At 60.8% G+C, this 2131-nt stretch carries 2 protein-coding genes; both read right to left on the reverse strand.

The features are described from left to right. On the reverse strand, positions 1-1031 hold a 1031-nt coding region (gene astA, locus PMI21_RS24635; RefSeq protein ID WP_007934264.1), incomplete at its 3' end, for an arginine N-succinyltransferase. Beyond that, on the reverse strand, positions 1028-1984 hold the full coding sequence (gene ctlX / locus PMI21_RS24630) for a citrulline utilization hydrolase CtlX (RefSeq protein ID WP_007934265.1): 957 nt from the start codon (positions 1982-1984) through the stop codon (positions 1028-1030). The genes astA and ctlX, both read right to left, overlap by 4 nt. Positions 1985-2131 lie beyond the last annotated feature (147 nt).

The following is a 2131-nucleotide window of genomic DNA, read 5'->3' on the forward strand; positions in this document are numbered from 1 at the left end:
GGCTCGGCAGCTGCTACAGCCGGCACCGCCAGGCTCACCGCGCGCACCGATGCGCCGACACTCAAGCCCAATGTCTTCGCCGTCTGCGCATCGACAATCAAGGTCCCGGCGGCGACCCGCGCCGGGGCTGCGGTAATCCGGCATTCGGCAAACTGGCGGTTGTGAATCAGGTACGTCGCCGCGTGTTCTCCGGGTGTGCCGATGCTCAGTTGCAACACCTGACTGTCGCGCACCGCACGGATGTCACCGGTGGCGCATTCGATCAGCGGCCCGCCATCAAAGATGTCGATGTAATCCCGATGCTCGAAGCCTTCAGCCTTGAGCATGCCCAGGGCAGGTTCAGTGTTGGGGTGGACACGGCCGATGACCGCGCGTGCCGCTTCAGGCAACAGGCAGGTCGGCAGCGGAAACTTGGGCATCAGTTCGGCGATGAAGGTTTTGTTGCCAAGGCCCGTGAGGTAATCGGCGTCGGCAAAATTCATCTTGAAAAAATGTCGACCCAGACCTTCCCAGAACGGCGAGACGCCCTCTTCGTCTGAATAACCGCGCATCTCCGCGATTACTTTTTCACCGAAGTGCTGACGAAACTCCGCCAGAAACAGGAAGCGTGCCTTGGACAGCAAGCGGCCATTCAGGCCGCTGCGGTGATCGGCGTGCAAAAACAGTGAACACAGTTCCGAGTGACCGGTCATGTCGTTGCCGAGGAATAACGTCGGCAGTTGCTGATTGATCCCGAGGTTTTTCGACGCGGCGACAAACAGGCCCAGTCGATAGTTGTACCAGGGCTCGCGCAGGCCGACGGCGCCCGCCAATGCACAAATACCGACCGCTTCCTGCTGGTCGTTCTCCAGCACAAACAGGTAGTCGGCATCAGCGCGTTCGGCCTCACCGGCGAAGGTTTTCGCTGCCCATTCCAGGCGATGACTCAAGCGTGCCGCATCGGCCGGCAAGGTGGTCAAACCGGTCCCGGCGCTATGGGCCAGGGCCAACAGTGCCGGCAAATCTGCCGGTGTTGCGGGACGGACGATCATCGCACTTGCTCCTGGGCAGCTTTCGGCTGACGTTCTGATTGACGTTTGGATAGAAAGACTTCGGCCAACATGCAGCGGGCGCTGCCGCCGCCAATGCGTTCGATGGTGTCGATGTTCACCGGCAGCGGCGTGACGTGGGTTTCGATCAAGCGGCGCTGATCGGCATCCAGCGATTGCCAGGCAGTGCGCGACATCACCAGCAAGGGTTCGCCCGCGGCGTTGTGGACTTCCAGCATGTTGCCGGCGAACGACTCCAGTTGCGCCCAGTCCAGGGCAATCACTTTTTTACCGCTGTCTTCCAGCCGTGAGCGCAGCGCCAGGCGTTCTGCCGGGTGAGTGACGGAGGCCAGGCACGCAACGGCCAGCCGAGTGCCGACACTCATCATCACGTTGGTGTGATAAATCGCCACGCCCTGGCGGTCCACCGCATTGAAGGCGCACAACTCGTAACCCAGATGGTCGACCAATTGGTCCAGCGCCCGAGCGTGGGTGCGGGTGGAATAGCCTGCGTAACAAATCCGCTGCTCGCGATCCAGCACCATGCTGCCGGTGCCTTCGAGGAACACTTCCTGCTGTTCCAGGCTGGAAAGATCCAGCATCTGCTCGACCCGATATTCGTCCCGTAGCCAGTCGAGCACGCCTTTGTCGCGTTCCAGACGGCGGTTGTGGCCCTGCATCGGATACAGCACCAACGTGCCGTCGGGATGGCTGCTCCACCAGTTGTTGGGGAAGATCGAATCGGGGGTATGCGGCGCTTCACGGTCGTTGTGCACCAGGACTTCGACGCCATGGTTGCGCAGCGCGGCGACGTAGCCGTCGAACTCTTGCAAGGCCTTGAGCTGCACATCCTCGGACACATCGGCCGGGCGCTGGAAACGGTTGTTCGCCGCCGTGTCCTGATTGAACGAGAAACGTGTCGGGCGAATCATCAAAACGGTATTGGTGGTTTGCATGGGCACAGATTCAATGAGGGTTGAGAGGTACTCATTGTCTGTTTCGGCGGCGGAAAAACCCGGTTGTTAAGGGCCGGCGATGTGATGGAAATGGCTGAAAAATGTGGTGGGGTCAGCCGATTCGGCCCCCTGTAGCAGCTGCCGAGC

The sequence above is a fragment of the Pseudomonas sp. GM18 genome (assembly GCF_000282195.1).
In the GTDB taxonomy this organism is placed as follows: domain Bacteria; phylum Pseudomonadota; class Gammaproteobacteria; order Pseudomonadales; family Pseudomonadaceae; genus Aquipseudomonas.

Bases quoted from the DNA above. Each gene is read 5' to 3' on its own strand.
- ctlX (WP_007934265.1), bottom strand. From the start codon at position 1,984: ATGCAAACCACCAATACCGTTTTGATGATTCGCCCGACACGTTTCTCG.